Below are 20,597 nucleotides of genomic sequence, written 5' to 3'. Positions count from 1 at the left end.
AGTCAATCGAGCCAGGACGATCCGGCTTCCACCCCGTAGTGGTCCGACAGGTAGACGGTCCGGCCGCCGGGTAGCCGTACCCGGTCCTGAAAGACCAGGCTGGCCCGGCGCCACCCACCGTCCGGCCGGACCAGCAGATGATCGAACGCCGGCGGCGACGGCCAGCCCGGAGTGGGCCGGTAGGTGGGCCGGGTGTCGCCCGCCAGCACGTCTCGCAGCCCGGTGGCGGCGAGGAATTCGGCGAGCAGCGGGGAATCTCGCGGCACGTTCAGGTCTCCGGCCACCACCACCGGCGTGGTGACGCCCGCGAGCCGCCGCCGCAGCACCTCGAACTCGGCCCGCTGCGCCACCGAGTACCGGTTGCCCGCCGACCAGTCGTCGTCCCGGTTCGCCGACAGATGGGTGTTGACCACGGTCACCGCCCCGTCGATGACGACCACCTGGGCCCCTTTGCGCATCAGATACTCCGGCCGGGCCGGAGCGGTCCACGGGAACCGCACGAACGTCTGCCCGCTGATCGGCAGCCGGGAGAGCACGACGAGCCCGCCCTTGAGTACGACGGAGCCACTGCACGCCCGGTACCGAAAGCTGGGTGCCGCCTGGGCCAGCACCCGGACGCCCCACCGGTACATGACCTCCTGAAGGCAGACGACGTCGTGATCCGACCGTTCGAGCCGCTCCCCCAGAGCCCGCAGCCGCTCCCGGACATCCCCCTTGAACAGGGTGTTGAAGGTCAGAAGCCGCATTGCACATCCATCATCCTCCGCGCCGATCGAACACTTTCGCACATCGATTCGATGCTGATTGACATCGTTCGGGATTGTTGCAAGTGTGCGTCCAGCATGTTTCCTGTGTGAATCTGTGTGCACGTCCTCCAGGAGGATTTCATGTCACTCACTCGATCAGGCGTCGCCCTGCTCGGCACCCTACTCTTGACTCTTGCGTCTGTGAACGTTCCCACATCGGCTTCAGCAGGCCCTAAGCCCGCCCCCGCCGACACCTCGTGCGCCACCACCGGAGCCGTCGACTTCGGGTTCGACCTCGCCGGAACCGGCTGGAAGTTCACCACCGGCGACGACCCGGCCTGGGCCGACCCCGCCTTCGCCGACGGCACCTGGCGGGACTGGAGCGTCCCGGACAACTGGGGCGACCACAGTGATCTGTCCTCGTACGACGGATTCGCCTGGTACCGCAAGACCTTCACCCTGCCCGCCCGCCCGTCCGGGGTCACCGACGCGGCGGTGGTCGCCGCACTCGGCAAGATCGACGACGCGGATCAGACGTTCCTCAACGGGCGGGAGATCGGGCGCACCGGCGGATTCCCACCGAACTTCGACTCCACCTGGGAGGTGCCGCGCGAGTACTACCCGGCGGACGGCCTGCTCAACTGGGGCGGGGCCAACACCCTCGCGGTACGCGTCTACGACGGCACCGGGGGCGGCGGCTTCTACCAGGGGCCGGTCGGGCTGTACTCGAAGGCCCGGCTGCGGACCCTGGCCGGGATCAGTGGGACCGCTGTCACGCGTACCCAATTGGCTCATGTCTGTGCGGTGTTGAACCGGCAGCACAGCGCCGTGGCGAAGCGGGACCTGCGAGGTTACGCGGCGTCACTGGCACCCGGCTATTTCCACCAGGGTTACACCTCTGAGGTACGGCTAGCCGAAGTTCAGGCGCTTATGCGGGCCGGGAAAGTCACCTTGAGTGACACGCAGGCCGAGGTGTTCAAGAACGCGCGGGGCCACCTCGTCGTCGACACCATCCGCACCTGGACCGGCCTGCCGCCGACCCGCGAACTGCTCCACATCGACCCCCGCAAGCAGCTCGAACTCGGCGACCACTCCCGCTTCTTCCGGCACGACTACGCCTCGGCGGCGATGGGCCGGCGCGCCGAGTTCAACGTCTACCTGCCGGAGAGCTACACCCGCACGTCCACCAAGCGGTACCCGGTGGTCTACATGCTGAACGGCTTCAACGGCAGCAACATCGAGTGGGAGGCGCGTGACATCGACACCGTCCTCGACAAGCTGATCCGAGAGAACGGTCTGTCCGAAACGATCGTGATCTTCCCGGACGGCGGCAGCGGCTGGTACGTCGACACCTCAGCCGGCAACTACCGCTCGATGATCGTCAACGAGATCGTGCCCCTGGTGGACCGCACCTTCCGCACCGTCGCCGACCGCGACCACCGGGGTGTCAGCGGGGTGTCGATGGGCGGTCAGGGCGCGTTCACCCTGGGCCTGACGAATCCGGCCGTGTTCAGTTCGATCGCCAGCCACATGGGCGCGCTCAGCCTGGCCCCGCTGGTGGGCACCCCCGCCGAGCAGGCCACCAACGCCGGCCTGCGCCCGCTGACCCTGGTGGCGGGCATGTCGGCGGCCGACCTGAACAGGCACCGCTTCTACTTCGACGGCGGCGACTCCGACGAGTACCGGTTCGGCGCGGCCGCCCAGCAGATGAGCACCCTGCTGGCGGGCAAGGGCGTCCGGCACGACTACCAGCTGGGCGCCGGCCGGCACGACGACGCCTACTGGATGCCGAAGCTGCTCCGCTCGTTCCAGCTCCACACCGAGCAGTTCCGCTCCCGCTGACCAGGATCGTGTGGTGAGTTCGGGTCCGCTCCGCGCCCGAACTCACCACACGGGGTCCGCGTCGCTCCAGGCAGGCGTCCCTTGCGGCCGGTTCAGACCATGAAGGTGTACGCCGATCGGCCCCACCGAAATCGGGCCGCCCCGTCCGGTCCACGCGACGCCGGCCTCACTCCGGACCGCCCGGCGACCGCCGGGCGAATGCGCCGCTCACCGCCTACCCGCGAACTGCTGGGGGATCCCGCGAGCGCGGGGTCCCCCAGGTGCGGGGTCCCCACGGGTCAGCCGCCGTAGTAGCGGCTCCTTCGGTTGTTGCGGTAGGCCGGGCGGCGGTTGCCGGCGAGTTGCTTGGTGGCGAAGACGCCGACGGCCAGGCCACCGGCGAGGGCGGCCAGGATGAAGCCCATGTTGGCGCCGGAGATCGAGTCGCCGGTCTCCGCGGCGGACAGCACCTGTTCCGGGGCCTTGGCAGCGGGTGCCGCCGAGGCGGGTGCGGCGGCGGCCGCGGCCAGGTCGGCGAAGTCGACGAGCTGGCTGCTCTCCAGCAGGGTCATGTGGGTCATGACGAACTGGTTGGCCTGCTGGGCGAGCTTGCGCACGGTGTCGTTCTCGGTGCTGGCCCGGATGTTGGCGATGGCCGGGAAGATCTTGCCGTGCGCGGCCCGGAGCCGGTCGATGTAGATCTTGTCGAACTCCTCGCCCTGCGCCGACTCCATCTCGTCGAGCCAGCCCTGCTGGTCCTCGTTCGGATCGTTGGGCAGCTTGATCTTCAGTTTGGCGGCCGCGTTGCGGGCCAATTCGTCGAGCTCGATGTGCTGGTCGGCGATGCTGCGGCCGATCCGCTTGATCCGGTTGCTCTCGGACAGGTCCTGGGCCATCTCCCCGGCCGGGATCTCCCACAGGCCGGCCAGCCGGACCTTGATGACGAAGTCCTTGTCAGCGGCCGTGATCTTGCCTTGGCCCCGGTCGGAGAGCAGGTTCTCCGGGGGCACCGGGACGTCGGCGGCCATCGCCCGGTCCGGGGCGAGAACGATCAGGAACGCGGAGATCAGCGCGGCACTGCCGAGACGGCGCCACATTGACCTCGAGCCGACAACAGCCACGTGAACCTCCTAATGCACCACAGGTTGTGCACAGGAATACGGAGCGCTCCCACGATCGGATCACACGGTTGTCGACGGAATCGTGGCGGTGAGGCTCCAGTCGTGGCTGATGTCCGCGGCCGTACGCAGCAGTTTTGGAAGGTAATCTTCCAGTAGCGTCTCCACCGAGGTCTCCGCGGCATGCACCGTCACATTGATGGCAGCCACTACCCGGCCTTCGCCGTCACGCACGCCGGTGGCCACCGAGCGGACCCCGGGCGCCAGATCCTGATCGGCCAGCGCCCATCCCTTGGCCCGGATCTCCCGCAGCATGGACTCCAGCTCGGCCGGGGCCGGCAGGTTGCGCGGGGTGATGCCGGAGCGGGACGGCTCGGCCAGCACCCCGGTCACCGCGCCCGGCGGCAGAGCCGCCAGCAGGATCTTGCCCATCGAGGTCGCGGCGGCCGGGAACCGGGTGCCGATGGTCACCGCGAGCGTGACGATCTTGGGTACGGCCACCCTCGCCACGTACACGATGTCGCTGCCGTCCAGCTGGGCCATCGAGGTGGACTCGTTGGTCCGCGCGACCAGCTTCTCCATGTGCGGCCGGGCCACGTCCCACATGCTCAGCGCGTTCACGTACGCCATGCCCAGATCGAGGACCCGCGGGGTGAGGGCGTAGCCCCGGCCGGCGCCGCGCACGTAGCCCAGCGACTCCAGGGTGATCAGGATGCGCCGCACGGTCGGCCGGGCCAGCCCGGTCTGCCCGGCGATCTCGCTCAATGTCATCGACGGCGTGCCGGGGCGGAAGGAACGCAGGACGTCGAGGCCACGCGCGAGCGCCTCGATGAAGTCGGGCCCCGCGCCCCTTCCGATGTCGGTCACCCGGCTAATGCTTCCATTCCGCGCTGCCCGCGTCCCACTGGGTGTACTGATAGGGGTTGTCGAAGAGCTGGGCCTCGGGGATGTCCGGGTTCATCCCGCGCAGCCAGGCCTCCTCCCCCATCGTCTCGCGCAGGTGATCGACGGTGGCCTGGACCTTGGCCCGGGCGGACGCCAGATCGGCGTCGACGAGCCGGCCGTCCCGTTTCACCACCCGGCCGCCGACCAGCACCGTGTGCACGTCGCCGCGCTGGGCCTGGAAGGCCACGTGGCCGTACGGGTTGAGGATCGGGAACATCACCGGTGACGCGTCGTTCTTGAGCAGCACCACGTCGGCCTGCTTCCCGACGGTGAGCGAGCCGACCTCGGAGTCCATCCCGAGGCTGCGGGCGCCGCCCCGGGTGGCCCAGTCGACCACGTGATCGGCGCGCAGGTGGTGGTTGGTGACGGTCTGTTTGCCGGCGTGCGCCTCCAGGTGCTCCCGGGAGCGGTCGGCGCCGAGCGTGGTGCGCATGGCGGAGAACAGGTCGCCGCTCCACCAGACGCTGGTGTCCATCGACAGCGACACCGGGATGCCGTATTTCCGCAGCTGCCAGGTGGGCGGGTAGCCCTGGCCGGCGCTCTGCTCGCTCTCGGTGGAGACCGAGACCGATCCGCCGGTGGCGGCGATCCGGTGGTACGAGTCGGCGCTGAGCGTGGCCGCGTGCACGTAGACGGTGCCGGGGGTCATGAAGCCGTTGTCGTACATCAGGCGGATGCCGTCGTCGTTGGTGGCGCCCCACACCCCGGCGTGCGTGGTGACCGGGACGCCCAGCTCACGGGCGGTCTCGAAGGCGGCCCGTTCGGGGAACGCGGGGTCACCGGTGACGTCGAAGGCGAGCTGGAAGCCGGCCAGCCTCCCGCCGTCGATCCGCCGCCGGTGGAAGTCGCGGAACTCGGCGGAGGTGGACCACTCCCAGGGGCCCTGCTGGATGTTGCCGTAGGCGAGGACGAACCGGCCGGGCACCGCCTCCAGGGCGTCCACCGCGGCGTCGGCGTGCTGGACGGTCTGGAGTCCGTGCGACCAGTCGACGGTGGTGGTGACGCCGGAGTCGAGGGCCTCGATCGCGGAGAGCAGGTTGCCGGCGTAGACGTCCTCGGGCCGGAAGTGTCTCCCGGATTCCAGGTAGTACCAGACGAAATACTGGGTGAGGGTCCAGTCGGCGCCGTAGCCGCGCATCGCGGTCTGCCACATGTGCCGGTGCGTGTCGATCATGCCGGGCATCACGATCCCACCGGAGGCGTCGATCTCCTCGGCGCCGTCCGGGGCCGTCAGGCCGTATCCGATCCCGGCGATGCGGCCGTCGACCACGAGCACGTCGGCGCCGGGGAGCACCCGCCGCTCGTCGTCCATGGTCAGCACCAGGCCGTTCCGAAAAATCACAGTCATCGTCACCTTCTTTCGGACGCCTGTCCGCTGTACGGGCAGAGCGATTTCCCTAGAGTGCTCCAGGTCACCTTTAGGGTCAAGCGTTTGTTTCGGGGATGTTGACATCGCAGCTGAACGGGGAGACGCTGATCTCACGGACAAGTGTCCGTAGAACGGACGGTAGCTAGTGACTACGCATCCTGGACCGCTGGCGGGCCTGCTCGTCGCCGACTTCTCCCGGATCCTCGCCGGGCCCTACGCGACGATGCTCCTGGCCGACCTCGGCGCTCAGGTGATCAAGGTGGAGGGGCCCGGCGGCGACGACACCCGCACCTGGATGCCACCGGTGCGCGACGGCGTCTCGACCTACTACCTCGGCATCAACCGCAACAAGCGCTCCATCGCGCTGGACCTGAAGGACCCCGGCGATCTGGCGGCCGCTCAGGAGCTGGCCCGCCGCGCCGACGTGATGATCGAGAACTTCCGGCCCGGCGGACTGGCCCGATTCGGCCTCGACTATCCGAGCGTGTCCGCGAGCAACCAGAAGGTCGTCTATGCCAGCATCAGCGGCTTCGGCTCCGGAGCGGGCGCGTCCCTGCCCGGGTACGACCTGATGGTCCAGGCGATCTCCGGGCTGATGAGCCTGACCGGTGATCCGGACGGTTCGCCGTACCGGGCCGGGATCTCGGTCTTCGACGTGATGGCCGGGATGCACGCGAGCATCGGCATCCTGGCCGCCCTGAACCACCGCGCGAGCACCGGCCGGGGCCAGCACGTCGAGGTCAACCTGCTCAGCTCGGCGCTGTCCGGCCTGGTCAACCACTCCAGCGCCTACGTCGCCGGGGACACCGTGCCGTTCCGGATGGGCAACGCACACCCCAGCCTCTTCCCGTACGAGCCACTGCCCACCGCCGACGGCGATCTGATCGTGATCGCCGGCAACGACGGGCAGTTCCGCAAGTTGTGCCAGGTCCTCGGCCTGCCCGAGCTGCCGGAGGACCCCCGATTCGGTCGCAACCAGGACCGCACCGCCAACCGGGACGAGCTGCGGCCCCTCCTGCTCGCCCGGCTGGCCACCCGCACCCGGGACGAGTGGTTCCGCGACCTGCTGGCCGCCGGGGTGCCGTGCGCGCCGATCAACACCATCGACGAGGGCGTGGCGTACGCCGGCGAGCTGGGCCTCCACCCGGTGATCGACTCCGGTGGCGTCCCGTCGGTCCGCAACCCGATCACGTTCTCCGAGACCCCACCGGCGTACGAGCTGCCACCGCCCGGTCTGGACGAGCACGGCGAGGAGATCCGCGCATGGCTACTGAGCTGAATTCAAACCCAGGACTGAGATTCCCGACCGGCCTGGGTACGTCCGACGCCGACTCGATCTCCCTGCTCGGACAGGACCTGGCCGCCGACCTGATGGGGAAGGTGGGGTTCGGCGAGCTGGCGTTCTGGCTGGTCGCCAACCGCCGGCCCACTCCCGGTGAGGTGCGGGTGTTCGAGGCGGTGCTGGTCGCGCTGGCCGATCACGGGTTCACCCCGACGGCCATCGCGGCCCGGCTCACCTATCTGTCCGCGCCCGACTCGATCCAGGGCGCGATGGCCGCCGGGCTGCTCGGCGGTGGCTCCCGGTTCCTGGGTGTCACCGAGGACTGTGGACGCTTCCTGGCCGAGGCCCTGCGCGACGGCCGGACCGCCTCAGACATCGCCGGCTCCGGCGCACGGATCCCCGGGCTCGGGCATCCGGTGCACAAGGTGCGGGACCCGCGTACGCCCGTGCTGATCACCATCGCCCAGGAGGAGGGGCTGTACGGACCCCATCTGCGGCTGTTGGAGGGGATTGCCGCCGTACACCCCAAGAAGTTGCCGTTGAACGGCGCCGGGGTCTGCGGGGCGGCGCTGGCCGATCTCGGTCTCCCGGTGGAGATGTTGCGGGGTTTCGCCCTGCTCGCCCGCGCCGCCGGGCTGCTCGGCCAGATCGCCGAGGAGCACCGCCGGCCCATCGCCAACGACGTGTACATGACGGTCGACCGCAACGCGGTATACGAACCCTAAGGATTCACCATGGCCAGCATCGTCGCGGTCATCGCCTCGACGCATCACCCCTTCTACTACCGGGCCAGCACCGCCACCGGCGACGACCGGCCCCCGTTCGCCGACGAGTGGGTCCGCAAGATCACCGCGTTCCGGGAGACCCTGACCAGGGCGCGGCCGGACGTGCTGGTGATGGTCGGCTCGGACCACTTCCACCAGCTGTGGCTGGACAACATGCCACAGTTCCTGGTCGGCAAGGCGCCGTTCTACGACGCCAACTGGTACAACGAGGAACGCGAGTTCGGCCTGCCGAAGATGCGGCTGAAAGGCCAGGAGGACCTGTCCGCACACATTCTGCGGGCCGGCCTCGACGAGGGATTCGACCTGGCGTTCAGCAACGAGCTGCGCATCGACCACAGCGTGACCTGCCCGATCATCACGCTGCGGCCGGAAGCCGACCTGCCGATCGTGCCGATCTACACCAACATCTTCGCGCCACCGCTGCCGCAGCCGTCCCGGTTCGTCAAACTCGGCGAGACCGTTCGGACGATCATCGAACAGTGGCCGTCCCACCTGCGGGTCGCGGTGATCGGAACCGGTCACCTGTCGCTGGAGTTGGGCGGACCCCGGCAGTTCGGCCCGCACGGGCCCGACCCGGAGTTCGACCAGCGGGCCGTCCAGTGGATCGCCAACGGGGATCTGGACGGCTGCCTGCGCGAGGTGACCCTGGACAGCCTGCACGAGCCGGGCAACGCCACCCACGGGTTCATGGACTTCATGCTGATGATGGGTGTCGCCGGGGCCGGGGTGAAAGCCGACTACGTCGACACGCTCGACCTGTTCCACACCATGGAGGCGTACTTCACCTGGTATCCGCAGGGGGCTCCGGCATGAGTAGGTACCTGCTGAACAAGTTCCTGTTCACCGTCGACCGGGATCCCGCACTCGTCGAACGCTACCGGGACGACCCCGCCGAACTGGTCGCCTGGTGGGAGTCCACGATGGCCAACAAGCTGCTGAACTGTCACGACGGCGAGGACTCCACCTGGCTGGCCCTCACCGACGAGGAGCGGGACGCCCTCGTCGCCCGCGACCACGTGCGGCTCTTCGAGTTCGGGGCCCACCCGTTCCTCACGCTCACCCTGCTGATCGCGGTGTTCGAACGGGACAACACCGAACCCCTCGAATACCAGAAGGCGTACGGGGCCGCGCTCGCCCACGTCACCCGGCCCTACCCGGACATCGCCACGTGATCCGCGCGGCGGTGCTGAGGATCTGCGGCCAGCCGCCGGCCGTCGAGTCACGGCCGGCGCCGGCGCCCGCCGACGGAGAACTGACGGTGACCGTCACGGCGGTGCCGATCACCCCGCTCGACCTGCTGTGCGCCTCCGGGACCAGCTATTTCGGGACACCATCCACGCCGTACGTGCCAGGGGTCCAGGGGGTCGGCACACTCCCCGGCGGGACCCCGGTCTGGTTCGCCACCGCCGCCGGGATGCGGCCCGGGGACGGCGCCATGGCGTCGGTGGTGACCGTGCCGCCGGAGGATGTGGTGCCGCTGCCCGGCGACGTGCCTCCGGTGCTGATCGCGGCTCTCGGGCTGTCCGCCGTCGCCGCCCACCAGGCCCTGCACTCGGCCGGTGGGCTCGCCGCCGGGGAGCAGGTGATCGTGCTCGGCGCCGGCGGGGTGGTCGGGCAGGCTGCGGTCCAGCTCGCCCGGCTGGCCGGCGCCCGCCGGGTGATAGCGGTGACCCGGGCCGCCTCGTCACGGGCCGCGTCCCCGGGTGCGGACGCCGTCGTGCCGCTGCTGCCCGGGGACGGCGTCGACGAACTCGCCGAACGGCTGCGGCCGGTGCTCGACGGGCCGGCCGATCTGGTGCTCGACCCGGTCTTCGGGGTGCCGGCGGCGGCCGCGCTGCGGGTGCTGCGGCCGGGTGGGCGGCTGGTCAACCTGGGATCGTCGGCGGCCCCCACCGCGCCGATCGACTCGGCGACGCTGCGGGGCGGATCATTACGGGTGATCGGCTACACCAACAACGGCCTGTCGGTGGCCGAGCGGGCCGCCGCCCTGACCGAGATCGCCGGGCACGCGGCGGCCGGGCGGCTCACCGTGGACCACGAGATCGTCCCGTTCGGCGACGTGGCCGACGCGTGGGAACGCCAAGCCGCGGGCCACGCCACCGGCCGGATCGTGCTGACCCTGATCTGAGGGCCTGCGTTCGTGTGCCGATTTTCGGCTCGATTCGAGCCGGAAATCGGCACACGAACCGGCGTCCCGTCAGCGGGCGGCGGTCGGGGCGTCCCAGAACTCGTCGTCGGCGCCGGTGGTCAGCCGGGCCAGGGTCGCCTGGGCCTGCTGCCGCTCCCGGCGGCGGGTCATCGCCTGGTTCACCATCCGCACCGGGCGCTGCAGCAGGTAGGGCAGCAGCAGGAGGATCGCCAGGATCACCGCGGCCCAGGTCAGCGCCTTGCTCAGGGTGTCCATGCCGCTGGCCGCCGAGGCCGGCGTGGCGTTCGCGGTCGCCGACGGCAACGGCGTGTTCACCGCGGCGACCGGGCTGACCAGGCCGTCCGCGGCGGTCGCCACCAGCCGTTCGGTCACCTCGGCGGCGTGCATGCCGGGGTACGCCGAGCGGATCAGGGCGGCCGTGCCGGCCGCCCAGGCGGCCGCGTACTCGTCGCCGCTGCCGACCCGCCCGATGGTCGCCACCCGTACGCCGGGCGCCAGCACGTCGGCCGACCCGCCGAGGTGCTCGCCGGCCGGCTGCTTGTCCTGGCCGGCCGCACCGGCCCGGATCAGCCCGCCGGCCGGGTCCGCGGTCGACGTCGCGGGCAGCACCACCACCACGTCCCGGCTGATCGCGTCGCTGACCGCGCCGACCACCGCCGGGTCGCGGGCGTCGATCGCGGAACCGATCAGGATCACCCGGGCGCCGGCCGACACCGCGACACCGATGCCGGTGGCGGTGAGGGCCGGGGTCAGCTTGACACCGGCCTTGATCGGCACGATCCGCGCGCCGGGCGCCACCCCGTAGCTCGCGCCGTCCTGGCCGTCCTCGCCGGCGATGATGCCGGCCAGCCCGGTGCCCGCCCGGCAGCCCAGGTCGCCGCGCCCGGTGCCGCCGGTGAGGTCGGCGCCCGCGTTGACCCGGCCGCCCAGCTCCGGGGCCGAGCCGTCGACGCCGGAGGCGATCACCGCCACCTTCACGCCGGAGCCGTTCGTGGTCTTCCACACCTGGCTCGGGGTGAGCAGGGTCTGTCCCCAGTTCGCGACGGGCGGCAGGTTCTCCTGCCGGGCGCAGGAGGTGCCGCCGCCGTCGCCGGCCGGCACCGGGCCCTGCCGCAGGTCCGGGCCGACCGCGTCCCAGGGCAGCACCAGATGCCAGCCCGCGCTCAGCCGGCTCGGGTCGGAGAGGCGTTCGCCGTCCGGCTGGACCCGGCCCGAGTTCAGGTCGAGGATCTCACCGGCCCGTGCGGGGTCGCCGAGGAACCGGGACGCGATCTCCCACAGGTTCTCCGGGGAGCCCTGGTAGGAGGCGGTGACCGTGTAGTAGTACCGGTTCACCGCGGCGCCGGCCGGTGGTTCGGCTCGGGCCGGTGACATCGGCGTGGTGGCCAGCACCGCGCCCAGGGCGGCGGCCGCCGCGACGGCCCGGAGTCTCGTCATCGTCCTCACCACTCGGATTTCTCGACAAGCGCCCAGTCATGGTCGTCGTTGGCCTTGCAGGTGGACAGGGTCAGCCGGGCGTCCGCACCGCCGTCGCCGCTGCCGGTCACGTCCAGGCAGTTGCCGCCGACCGCGTTGACGATCCAGTAGTAGACGAACTTGCCGACGGTCTTCTTCTTCTCCAGTCGGAAGTCCTGGTTGTCGTCGGGCAGGCAGAGACTCTCCCGCAGCTCGGTGCCACCGCCCACGGCTTCCTTGCCCGGCGCGTCGATGCAGCGCCCGTCGTCGACGTTGCGGATCCAGTAGAGCTGGTTGCCGTCGCCGTCCACACCGCGCGGCTCGAACGTCCACTCCTGGTTGTCATCGGTGGTCTTGGCACAGGGGAACTGGTTGACGTCGCCGCCCTCGACGCCGGGGCCGTAGCCGCCGATGTCGACGCACATCTCGGTGGCCAGGTTGAGGATGAAGTACGGCCCGTAGTTGCCGCTCTTGACCTCGGTCGCCTTGATCGCCGGCTGGTTGGCCCGGCCGGTCTCCTTGGGCTTCGGGGCCGACGATTTGGACGGCTTCGGTACGGCCGGGGCGGTGTTCTTCGGGGCCACCTGGAGGCGGGTGTCCTTGGCGTACTCCTCCTGGGCCTTGGTGATCGTCTCGGCCAGCGCGGTCACCGCCGCGGCGTCGCTGCCGCGGGTGAAGGCGGCCAGAGCCGGGGCGTACTGGCCGCCGGACTTCTTGACCAGCTTGCACATGGTCCGGCCGAGCACCTGGATGGAGACCACCGGCTGCCACGGGCTGCGGTTGGCCGCCTTGACGTTGGCCTGCCACACCCGCGGCAGGAACTGGGCGATGCCCTGCTCACCGGCCGGGCCGAGCTTGCCGGGGTCGAATCCGGAGGTGGCCATCACCTGCGCGGCGAGCAGAGCCGGCGGCACCTCGGCGCACACCTTGCCACCGCTGACGACCGCGGCCACGTAGGCGTCCGGGACCGGGACCACCGTGCCGGCCGCGGTGTAGCCACCGATCGCCGGCGGGGACGCCGCGGCGCCACCGAACTCGGGCTGCAGGGCGTACCAGGTGGCGTACCTGTCGACGGTGTCCACGTGGTCCTTGGCGTCGCCCAGGCCACCGGCCTTGATCACCCCGTCCAGGCCGATCCGCCGCGCCGCCAGCGCCAGCTTCCACGGGTCCTCGCCGAGGTTCAGCGCGCGGGCCTGACCGGTCAGACCACAGGTCAGGTGGGCCAGCGCGGTGATCGCGGCCTCCCGGTCGGTGGGCTGCGCGCCCTCCCACGGGATGTTCTGCTGCCACTGCTGCGGGGTCAGCGCGGCCACGCCGGTGGCGCCGTTGTCGCGCATCCCCTCGACCGGTGTGGCGCCGAACGCGGAGGCGGCCATCACCTGGCCGGCCAGCCGCGCCGGGGTGAGCGCCGGGCAGGACCGGCTCGCGCTCGACAGGATCCGCAGGTCACCGGCGGACACCGTGCCACCCTCCAGGGGCTCGGCGGCGTTGGCCGCCTGCCGTGCCACGAAGGCGCCGGCCCCGAGCAGGGTGATCAGGGCCAGGGCGGAACCCAGGAAGACCGGGCGGCTCAGGCTCGGCATCCGGAACATCAGTACCGCTTTCTAAGTCAGTCAGAGGGGAGTTGGGCGAGCACTTCGTCCTCGGTGGGGACGTCGACCCGGTCGGACCATCGCAGCGTGCCGACCACCGCGTCGAAGAGCAGCGTGATGGCCTGCACCTCCTCGGCCTCGACGTCACCGTCGGTGAGCACGGTGAAGGTGAGCAGGCCCCACACCCCGGGAGCGTCCGGGGCGGCCACGTAGTAGCTCACCCGTACCGAAGGGGCTTTGCGTTTCAGGGGTTCACTGTCGATGATCTGCTGGACCCGGACGGCCGGGCAGCCGCCGATCTCCAGGGCGATCCCGTTGTCACCGGCGTCGGCGAGGACCGAGTTCAGCACCGACACCGGGTCCTCGGGCTCGCCGTCGTCGGCCCCGATCACGGTCAGCAGCAGCGAGCCGGGCAGGCGCATGCCCTGCATCTCGGACACCGGCATGACCAGGCCGCGGGCTCCCGAGCGCTGGGCCTCGACGGCGGCCTCGGTCATGTCCTTGCGCAGGATCCGCCGCCACGGGCCGGCCTTGTCCCGGGGCAGGGTGTCCGGCAGCGCCCGCTTGATGATCTCCTCGATGTTGCGGTCGCGCAGTTTCGTGTACTCCGGGAGGGTCGGGATGTGCACCCAGCCGGTGGGGATGACGAGTTCGTAGTCGATCACGAGGGGTCCTGTTCAGGGGCGGTCCCGGGAATGAAGCGCAGCTGGGGGCTGTCGGCGAGCAGGTTCATCGCCGCCTCGATCCCGTCGCCGATCGCCCCGAGCTGTTCGAAGTCGGCGATCCGGGTCTCCAGCAGGACGTCGAGGTCACCCTCCGGCCGTTCCAGGCGCAGGGCGGCGTGCACCCGGCCGTACGTGCCCTCCTCCTCGGTCTGCGCCAGCGCGATGACCCGCACGCCGTCGCCCCGGGAGGTGGAGAAGTACTCGACGTTCGGTGGGCGGATGTCGTCCGGCAGCCCCTCGGCGCCGACGACCGACATCAGATAGGCGGGGTCCTCGCCCTCCCGCGGCGCCCGGAACTCGGCCAGCAGCATCAGCGGCACCCAGCGCACCTGCTCGCCGAAGAAGCCGGCGCCCCAGATCAGGCGGAAGCCCTCGGGCAGAGCGTCGGCGCGCTCGATCAGGTCACCGGCGACCGCCGTGCCCATCGCGCCGGCCTCGAACGGGAACGCCTCGGGTGAGTCGGCCGGCCAGTTGGCCCGGGCCACCGCGATCTGGTCGCCGACCATCTCGTCGAGGATCTTCGCCATCGACGCGATCCAGGCGTCCCGGTCCTCGTCGGCGGCCGGGACCAGGTCCCAGGTCCAGGAGATCGGCAGCATCACGCGTCCCCGAGCGCCGGGTGTTCCATCGCCTGCATGGTCGCGACGACGATGCTGACCCCGATGCCGAACGCCTGGTTGAGGCCGCCCCAGGCGCCCCAGGTGGTCTGCAGGAAGGTGCCCAGGCCGTTGAAGCCCCCGTTGAGGAACGGCAGGCCCTTGAGCCAGCTCAGGTCCTTGAACGTGCCGATCCCGGCGAAGTTCTTCCACCAGGTGCTCATCAGGCCGTTGAGGCTGCCCTTGAAGCCGCCCCAGCCGTTGAGGAACATGTTGCCGAAGCCGTTCTTGAAGTTGCCCCAGAAGCCGGTGAACATGTTCTTGAGGCCTTCCCGGAAGCCGATGCTGCCGGGCGCGCCCATGCCGATGCCGTTGAAGGTGAACTTGATGTTGGTCACCTTGCCGTTCGGGCCCAGGATGAGCGTCCACTTGGCGCCGAAGCCGTTCTGGAAGCCCTTCCAGCTGCTGACCATGGCCCCGATCTTGGAACCGAACTTGGCGACCGCGGCGCCCAGGCCGGCGAGACCCAGCCCGACCGCGCCCAGGACCACCGAGAGCACACTGCCGTCGCCGCCGCCCAGCAGGACGCTGTCGGCGATCAGTGTGACCGCGCCGGCGACCACCCCGGCGACCACGATCCATCCGACGCCGGGGAACAACACCGCCAGGAAGGCGAAGGCCAGCGCGATGTATCCGAAGATCTTGCTGACCCACTTGAAGAACTGCATGATCTTCCAGTTGATCTTGTCAGTCAGACCGTCGTCGTAGTTCTTGCAGTTCACCGCGTCGCCCAGGCGCTTGCCCGCCACGCCCAGCGCGTCCAGCGCCGCGTTCAGCTTGTTCTTGGCGGTGGTGACGTCGCCGCTCGCCTCGTCCTGGAGGCGCTTCTTGTCGACGCCCTTCTGCTCCTCCTCGGGCGAGATGGTGCCGTCCGGGCCCTTCTGCGGGTCGGGCAGGGCGCTGGCCCGGCTCAGCGAGGCGTTCGCGTCCGCCTCGGCGGTCTCGGCCGCGCCGACGTCGGTGAAGGCCTTCTCGAGTTCCGGCTGGTAGATGCCGATCTCGGTGGCCGCGTCGTGATACCGGACGCCGGCCTTCTGCAGGCTCTCCTTGATCGACTCGGCGTCCTCTTTGATCTTCTCGGCCCAGCTGCCCTTGAGGCCGCTCTCGCCGGCACTGACGATCTTGGACAGCTGACTGACCGTGTCCTCGATGGTGTCGGAGATGTGCTTGTACCGCTTGTGCGCCTCCTCGATCCGGGCCGGATCGGACGCGCGCATGGTCTTGATACGGCCGTCGCTCACTGTTCTCCGTCACTCTGCAGAGTCTTGAAGAGTTGCAGGTCCGCCTCGGTCCAGGCCTCGTCGGCCTTGTCGATGCGCTCTTTGAACTTCTCCAGGTCCTCGACCATCTTGTCCCGGTTGCCGGTCCAGTTGTCCGCGAAGTCACCCATCGACAGGTTCGCGTTGTGCTGGCCCCACTGCTTCTCCAGCCCGTTCTCGAGGTCCAGCGCCCCCTTGAACTGATGGATGATCTCACCGAGGTTGCGCGACAGATCGTTGAGTCCCTTGACCACGATGTCGGCCATCAGCACACCGCCTTCCGTGTCGTCGTGTTCACGCGCCCGCCGCCTGTTCCAGCAGAGGAATCTGAACTGCCTGAAGGGTTCCGTCGCCGAGGTGCACCCGGGCCACACCGGGCACCACCTTGTCCGCGATGGCGGCCCGGGTCAACCGGACACCGACCAGATCGCCGGCGCTCAGGGTCGGCGGGGACAGCAGCGCTCCCCGCCGGTTCTTCTTGACCTCCACCTGCCAGCCGGAGAAGCCCATCGCCACCGAAGAGATCTCCCCGGCGATGATCACCGCACGGCTCTTGCCGGACGCGGTCCGGGTGAGCTGGCGCAGGTAGTCCTTCGCGGCGACGTCCCGCCACACCTCGGCGTCGTCCACCAGCAGCGCGACCGGGGCGTCCCCGGTCTCGATCAGTGCGGAGAACTCCTCCTCGGCCGGGTTCTCACCGGTCACCGCGCCACGCACACCGGGCTTGCCGACCAGGTCCAGCAGCGGTGTACGCATCGGCGCGCCGATCACCAGCTCCACACCGGAGCGCAGCAGCGACTCGGCCATCACCTTCAGCGCCGTGCTCCGGCCGGAGCGGGACGGGCCGGCGATCAGGAACGTCGGCGCGTCCTGCAGCGGGTTGACCCCGATCGGCGCCAGGTCGTCGCCGCCGACGCCGATCAGAGCGAAGCCCGGCTTCGGTGTGCCGACCAGCTCCCAGGCCTGCTCGAAGTCGAGCTCGGTGGGCATCGTCGCGATCTTCTGCGGACGCTGGGCACGGGGCACGTCCACGTCCCGCTCGGTCAGCCCGGCCGCGATCTCGTGCATGGCGGCCACCTGCGCCGGGCCGCTCGCGTCCGCGGCGATCAGGGCGACCTGCACCTCGATCTGGGACACCGCCCGGTAGGCCCGGCCGGCCGGCATGTTCTCCGGGATCTTGCGCGGGTTCAGCCCGGCCAGCGCGGCATCGGTCCGGTCCGAGAGCCGCAGCACCAGTTTCTCCTCGACGAGCGAGGCCATCCGGCCGCTGAGCAGGCTGTGGTCACCGGCCACGATCAGGTGCACACCGGTGCTGGCGCCCTCCCGCAGCAGGGTGTAGATCTGGTCGGTCAGCGTGCCGTTGTCGTGCTCGCTGAGCGTGCCGAGGAAGCCCTCCCACCGGTCCAGCAGCAGCAGGATGTGCGGCAGGCGCTCGGCCTTCGGCGCGGTGGCCCGCTGCTCGGTCAGGTCGGCGAACCCGCCCTGGCCCAGGATCCGCTGCCGGCGCTGCACCTCCTCGTGCATGCGCTGGAGCAGCCGGCCGGCCCGTTCCACGTCGGTGCGCTGGGCGACCGCCCCGCAGTGCGGGAACCGGGTGATCGGCAGCAGCGCGCCGTTGCCGCAGTCCAGGCCGTAGATGTGCAGGTCGGCGGTGCTCGCCGCGGAGGCCGCGGCGGTGGCGATGGTGCGCAGCGCCTGCGATCGGCCGGACCGGGGCGCGCCGATGATGTGCAGGTGGCCGAAGGTCGACAGGTCGATGGTCAGCGGCACCTGCTGCTGGCTCTTCGGCAGGTCCTGCACGGCCCAGGCGAACGTCGGCTCGCCCCGGCTGTCCACCCGCGGCTCGGTGGCCAGGTCGGCCACCGTGTTGGTGGGGAGGGCCGGCAGCCACGGGCGGCGCTGCCGGGCGATCCCGAGCATGTCGTTGGCCTGCCGGATCGTCGACACCAGCACGGACAGGTCGGTGGCCTCGTCGACCTCGACCGCCTGGCGGGGGCGCTGCGGGACCGGGCGGCCCAGGTCCGGCCAGCCGACCTGGTGCAGGAAGGGCGCGACCACCGACTCGGCGACGTTCTGCTGGGGGCGGCGGCCACCGACCCGGCCGGTCTGGAACGGGATCAGTGAACTGTGGCCGAGCCGGGCGTACGCGCGTCCCGGGGTGGCCGGCGAGATGCTGGCCGCCTCCCGGGCGTCGATCACGTCGGAGCTCTCGGTCGCGTCGGTGACCCGCAGCGCGACCCGCAGGTTGGTGTTGGCCCGGATCTCGGCCGACACCACGCCGCTGGGGCGCTGGGTGGCCAGGATCAGGTGGATGCCCAGCGACCGGCCCCGCTGCGCGATGTTGACCAGGCCGGTGACGAAGTCGGGCAGCTCCCGGGCCATCGACGCGAACTCGTCGATGACGATCAGCAGCCGGGGGATGACCTCCGGGACCGGCCGCCGGGTGGAGTAGTCGACGTAGTCCTCGATGTCCTTGGCGCCGACCGCGGCCAGCAGGTGCTCCCGGTGGGTCAGCTCGGCGCCGAGCGAGGTGAGCGCCCGCTCCACCAGGTGGGTGTCCAGGTCGGTGACCATGCCGACGGTGTGCGGCAGGTCGACGCAGTCCTTGAAGGCCGCGCCGCCCTTGTAGTCGACCAGCACGAAGTTCATCGCGTCCGGGCGGTTCGCCACCGCCAGCGAGGCCACCACGGTCTGCAGGAACTCCGACTTGCCCGCGCCGGTGGTGCCGGCGACCAGACCGTGCGGGCCGTGTGCGACCAGGTCCAGCGCGAACGGGCCGTCCATGCTGTAGCCGATCACCGCGCGGGTGTTGCGCGGCGAGGCGTTCCACCGGGCGCTGATCGCGCCGACCGACGGGTCCTCCAGCTGGATCACTTCGAGCAGCCGGGCGGCGGACGGCAGCGCGGCGTCCCCGGCGGTGTCGCTGATGTCGCGGATCGGGGCGAGGCGGCGGGCCGTGTTCGGGAACCAGTCGTCGATCACCTCGTCGACCCGGATGCCCTCGATGGTCGCGGCCCGCTGCTGGCGCAGCGTGGTCGGCAGCCCGTCGCCGCCGAGGACCATCGTCGAACACTCCTCCGGCAGGGTGCGCTCGTCGCTGTCGATGCAGATGAAGTAGACGCCGACCGCCGGGCCGGCGAGCAGCAGCGAGACCACACCGGGCAGGGCACGCAGCCGGCGGGCGCCGTCCAGCACCACCACCACGTCCGGGTCGTCGGTCGCCACCCCGGATCCGGTGTTCATCCGGGCCCGGCGCCGGGCGTCGACCAGTTCGAGCAGCTCGGCGATCCGCCGGGCGGTCGTCTCGGCGTCCATGCCGATCAGGGTGAGGGTCTGCTGGCCCAGCGCCGGCCGAGTGTGCGGCAGCCAGGCGGCCCACTCCCACAGGGCGCTGCCACCCGCGTCGGTGAGCACATAGATCTGCAGGTCCCGGGGGCTCTGTGCGACCGCGAGCTGGCCGGTGATCCACCGTGCCAGGCGCCGCGGCCACTCGCCGCGGCCGGCCACCCCGGCCACACCGGCGAGTTTGATCGAGAACGCCACCGGGACGTCGACCAGGATCCGGTCGGTCTGCCGGTCCCGGCCGGCCTCCTCCACGGTGATCATGCTGGGCAGGTCGGCGATGCCGACCCGGACCACCAGGTGGTCGGGGTCGGTGGTGCGGCGCTCCCACAGCCGGGCGCGCGGGCCGGTCGCGACCATCAGCAGCTCGGCCGGGTCCGGGGAGGCCACCCGCCGGTCCGAGCGCTCCAGGACGGTGGTCTCGGCGATGTGGTCCTCGATCGCGGCCACCCGGGCGCGGTGCTCGGCCAGCTGGGCCTTGAACCCGGTCTTGCCCTGGCGACGGCTGGTCCACCAGTTGCCGAACACCATGATCGGGGTCATCGCCGCGAACATCAGGTACATCGGGTTGCGCAGCACCGTCGACATGACGATGCCGAAGACGGCCGGCAGCATCGCGGCCAGCCACGGCAGGGCGTTCGGCTGCGGCGGCTTCGGCTCGGCCGGGATCTTGAACTTGTCCTGCCGTTTCGGCGGCAGCAGCCGGGGCGGGCGGTTGTAGTCCAGGTATTCGTTCTCCGGCGACGGTTCGATCACCGCGTCCGGGTGCAGCAGCGGGTGCGCCTCCAGCGTGGTCGGGCCGGCGGTCAGCTGCGAGGTGTCGCGCCAGACCACCTCACCGGCGGCGAGCGCCTCCCGGTCCAGCAGCAGCGTGCCCTCGACCCCGCGGACGTGCACCTCGGCGTCGAAGGTGACCCGGACGATCGCGGCCACCGGCGGGACACCGTCCAGCCGGACCGCGCTGCCCTCGACCGCGCCGATCCGGTGCTCGCCCGGACCGAGCGACCAGACCCGCCCGGCACCGGCGCCGGTCACGGCTCGAATCGTGACCAGGCCACCGGTGGTGCCGTACGGCGCGGGCCCCGGGCCACCGATCCACAGGACCGACCCGTCGTGCACGCCACTGGCGGACAACGGCAGATCCAGGTCGAGCGGTCGGTCGCCGAGGTGGACCGCACCCGTGTCAGGAATAGCACCGTGCGCGAAAGCCGACGGATCCAGACTGTCCAGCAGCGTCTTGACGATGTCCCGCACCGGAGTGGTGGGTTCGGCGTCCACGACCACGTCGGCCGACCACGCCTCCGGCGACGCGAGCGTGATCAGCATGCGCACGGCGTACTCCCTCTGGTGGTG

The 20,597-nt window shown here is 70.7% G+C and carries 17 protein-coding genes; 6 read left to right on the top strand and 11 right to left on the bottom strand.

What is annotated here, in order from left to right; all coding sequences use genetic code 11:
- Nucleotides 1-2: 2 nt before the first annotated feature.
- A complete protein-coding gene (locus tag ACQ0O7_RS37115) occupies nucleotides 3-746 on the bottom strand; it encodes an endonuclease/exonuclease/phosphatase family protein (RefSeq protein ID WP_430789592.1) in 744 nt (247 codons plus the stop codon).
- 201 nt (nucleotides 747-947) lie between these two features.
- On the opposite strand from ACQ0O7_RS37115, the gene ACQ0O7_RS37110 reads away from it, so the two are divergent.
- Nucleotides 948-2,588, top strand: a complete 1,641-nt coding sequence (locus ACQ0O7_RS37110) for an alpha/beta hydrolase-fold protein (protein WP_430789590.1) — start codon at nucleotides 948-950, stop codon at nucleotides 2,586-2,588.
- A gap of 278 nt (nucleotides 2,589-2,866) precedes the next feature.
- Here ACQ0O7_RS37110 and ACQ0O7_RS37105 read toward each other — a convergent pair whose 3' ends face one another.
- The 3 genes from ACQ0O7_RS37105 to ACQ0O7_RS37095 are packed head-to-tail and all read right to left on the bottom strand — an operon-like array spanning nucleotide 2,867 to nucleotide 5,978.
- Complete coding sequence (locus tag ACQ0O7_RS37105) at nucleotides 2,867-3,688, bottom strand: DUF4142 domain-containing protein (protein ID WP_430789588.1); 822 nt, start codon at nucleotides 3,686-3,688, stop codon at nucleotides 2,867-2,869.
- 60 nt (nucleotides 3,689-3,748) lie between these two features.
- Nucleotides 3,749-4,552, bottom strand: a complete 804-nt coding sequence (locus ACQ0O7_RS37100) for an IclR family transcriptional regulator domain-containing protein (protein WP_430789586.1) — start codon at nucleotides 4,550-4,552, stop codon at nucleotides 3,749-3,751.
- A 4-nt stretch (nucleotides 4,553-4,556) separates the two neighbouring features.
- Complete coding sequence (locus ACQ0O7_RS37095) at nucleotides 4,557-5,978, bottom strand: amidohydrolase family protein (protein WP_430789584.1); 1,422 nt, start codon at nucleotides 5,976-5,978, stop codon at nucleotides 4,557-4,559.
- A 166-nt stretch (nucleotides 5,979-6,144) separates the two neighbouring features.
- Between ACQ0O7_RS37095 and ACQ0O7_RS37090 the strand changes: the two genes are divergently transcribed.
- From ACQ0O7_RS37090 to ACQ0O7_RS37070, 5 genes are all read left to right on the top strand, one after another.
- Nucleotides 6,145-7,278: a CaiB/BaiF CoA transferase family protein gene (locus ACQ0O7_RS37090; protein ID WP_430789582.1), complete on the top strand. Its 1,134-nt coding sequence runs from the start codon at nucleotides 6,145-6,147 to the stop codon at nucleotides 7,276-7,278.
- Nucleotides 7,263-8,006, top strand: coding sequence for a citryl-CoA lyase (locus ACQ0O7_RS37085; RefSeq protein WP_430789580.1), 744 nt, complete (start codon nucleotides 7,263-7,265; stop codon nucleotides 8,004-8,006). Before ACQ0O7_RS37090 ends, ACQ0O7_RS37085 begins: the two co-directional genes overlap by 16 nt.
- Nucleotides 8,007-8,015: 9 nt before the next feature.
- Nucleotides 8,016-8,879, top strand: coding sequence for an extradiol ring-cleavage dioxygenase (locus ACQ0O7_RS37080; protein WP_430789577.1), 864 nt, complete (start codon nucleotides 8,016-8,018; stop codon nucleotides 8,877-8,879).
- Nucleotides 8,876-9,238 carry a hypothetical protein gene (locus ACQ0O7_RS37075; protein ID WP_430789575.1) on the top strand — a complete coding sequence of 121 codons (363 nt, stop codon included), beginning with the start codon at nucleotides 8,876-8,878 and terminating at the stop codon, nucleotides 9,236-9,238. The genes ACQ0O7_RS37080 and ACQ0O7_RS37075 overlap by 4 nt, the downstream gene beginning before the upstream one ends.
- Before the next feature lie 86 nt (nucleotides 9,239-9,324).
- Entirely contained in the window at nucleotides 9,325-10,194 is an 870-nt protein-coding gene (locus ACQ0O7_RS37070; RefSeq protein ID WP_430789573.1) for a quinone oxidoreductase family protein, read from the top strand.
- A gap of 69 nt (nucleotides 10,195-10,263) precedes the next feature.
- Here the strand turns inward: ACQ0O7_RS37070 and ACQ0O7_RS37065 are convergent, their stop codons facing one another.
- The 7 genes from ACQ0O7_RS37065 to ACQ0O7_RS37035 are packed head-to-tail and all read right to left on the bottom strand — an operon-like array spanning nucleotide 10,264 to nucleotide 20,570.
- Nucleotides 10,264-11,652, bottom strand: coding sequence for a S8 family serine peptidase (locus ACQ0O7_RS37065; RefSeq protein WP_430789571.1), 1,389 nt, complete (start codon nucleotides 11,650-11,652; stop codon nucleotides 10,264-10,266).
- A 5-nt stretch (nucleotides 11,653-11,657) separates the two neighbouring features.
- Nucleotides 11,658-13,262 (bottom strand): RICIN domain-containing protein, encoded by a 1,605-nt coding sequence (locus tag ACQ0O7_RS37060; protein ID WP_430789569.1) that lies wholly within the window; start codon nucleotides 13,260-13,262, stop codon nucleotides 11,658-11,660.
- A gap of 17 nt (nucleotides 13,263-13,279) precedes the next feature.
- Entirely contained in the window at nucleotides 13,280-13,927 is a 648-nt protein-coding gene (locus tag ACQ0O7_RS37055; RefSeq protein ID WP_430789567.1) for a hypothetical protein, read from the bottom strand.
- A complete protein-coding gene (locus tag ACQ0O7_RS37050) occupies nucleotides 13,924-14,586 on the bottom strand; it encodes a hypothetical protein (RefSeq protein ID WP_430789565.1) in 663 nt (220 codons plus the stop codon). The genes ACQ0O7_RS37055 and ACQ0O7_RS37050 overlap by 4 nt, the downstream gene beginning before the upstream one ends.
- A complete protein-coding gene (locus tag ACQ0O7_RS37045) occupies nucleotides 14,586-15,884 on the bottom strand; it encodes a hypothetical protein (protein ID WP_430789563.1) in 1,299 nt (432 codons plus the stop codon). The genes ACQ0O7_RS37050 and ACQ0O7_RS37045 overlap by 1 nt, the downstream gene beginning before the upstream one ends.
- Entirely contained in the window at nucleotides 15,881-16,168 is a 288-nt protein-coding gene (locus ACQ0O7_RS37040) for a hypothetical protein (protein ID WP_430789561.1), read from the bottom strand. Before ACQ0O7_RS37040 ends, ACQ0O7_RS37045 begins: the two co-directional genes overlap by 4 nt.
- Before the next feature lie 28 nt (nucleotides 16,169-16,196).
- On the bottom strand, nucleotides 16,197-20,570 hold the full coding sequence (locus ACQ0O7_RS37035; RefSeq protein ID WP_430789883.1) for an FtsK/SpoIIIE domain-containing protein: 4,374 nt from the start codon (nucleotides 20,568-20,570) through the stop codon (nucleotides 16,197-16,199).
- Nucleotides 20,571-20,597 lie beyond the last annotated feature (27 nt).

The sequence above is a fragment of the Actinoplanes sp. G11-F43 genome (assembly GCF_050589265.1).
In the GTDB taxonomy this organism is placed as follows: Bacteria; Actinomycetota; Actinomycetes; order Mycobacteriales; family Micromonosporaceae; genus Actinoplanes.
This window is presented reverse-complemented; position numbering and strand designations above follow the sequence as displayed.

Bases quoted from the DNA above. Each gene is read 5' to 3' on its own strand.
- ACQ0O7_RS37115 (WP_430789592.1), bottom strand. From the start codon at position 746: ATGCGGCTTCTGACCTTCAACACCCTGTTCAAGGGGGATGTCCGGGAG.
- ACQ0O7_RS37095 (WP_430789584.1), bottom strand. From the start codon at position 5,978: ATGACTGTGATTTTTCGGAACGGCCTGGTGCTGACCATGGACGACGAG.
- ACQ0O7_RS37085 (WP_430789580.1), top strand. From the start codon at position 7,263: ATGGCTACTGAGCTGAATTCAAACCCAGGACTGAGATTCCCGACCGGC.
- ACQ0O7_RS37080 (WP_430789577.1), top strand. From the start codon at position 8,016: ATGGCCAGCATCGTCGCGGTCATCGCCTCGACGCATCACCCCTTCTAC.
- ACQ0O7_RS37075 (WP_430789575.1), top strand. From the start codon at position 8,876: ATGAGTAGGTACCTGCTGAACAAGTTCCTGTTCACCGTCGACCGGGAT.
- ACQ0O7_RS37065 (WP_430789571.1), bottom strand. From the start codon at position 11,652: ATGACGAGACTCCGGGCCGTCGCGGCGGCCGCCGCCCTGGGCGCGGTG.
- ACQ0O7_RS37060 (WP_430789569.1), bottom strand. From the start codon at position 13,262: ATGTTCCGGATGCCGAGCCTGAGCCGCCCGGTCTTCCTGGGTTCCGCC.
- ACQ0O7_RS37050 (WP_430789565.1), bottom strand. From the start codon at position 14,586: ATGCTGCCGATCTCCTGGACCTGGGACCTGGTCCCGGCCGCCGACGAG.
- ACQ0O7_RS37040 (WP_430789561.1), bottom strand. From the start codon at position 16,168: ATGGCCGACATCGTGGTCAAGGGACTCAACGATCTGTCGCGCAACCTC.
- ACQ0O7_RS37035 (WP_430789883.1), bottom strand. From the start codon at position 20,570: ATGCTGATCACGCTCGCGTCGCCGGAGGCGTGGTCGGCCGACGTGGTC.